We start from the raw sequence: 384 nt of genomic DNA on the forward strand, positions 1-384 counted from the left end.
GACCTGGATTGCCTGGTTCCAGAAGGTGGCAAGATGGTTTTCGAAAGCATGACCGGCGACAATCTCGACCCCGGCCTCTTTGAAGGCGGCGATCTGGGTGGAGAAATCGTCCGTATCCATGCGGAACAGGCCGCTGTCGATCACGTCATAGCCAGCCGCCTTGAAAGCGGGCGGGAAGCCGTGCGTGGGATCATGCATTGCCCGGCCGCCGTCATTGTCGGCATAGAGCGTGCCGACCTTCTTGTTGGTCGGCAGCGTATCCCACATCTTGGCATAGGCGACGCCAAGCTCGTCAGCGCCCCAGAAGAAGTGGAAGGTGAACGGAAAACCCTTTTCCGGATTGTATTTGCGCTGGAAGGCCCAACCCTGCCAGGGACCCTGGGA

At 59.6% G+C, this 384-nt stretch carries 1 protein-coding gene; it reads right to left on the bottom strand.

Features of this window, described 5'->3' with window-relative positions; genetic code table 11:
- Positions 1 to 384: ABC transporter substrate-binding protein (locus AC1D0P_RS31535; protein ID WP_477680323.1), on the bottom strand; the 384-nt coding region annotated here is incomplete at both ends.

It is taken from the genome of Polaromonas sp. P1_G2 (assembly GCF_056405515.1).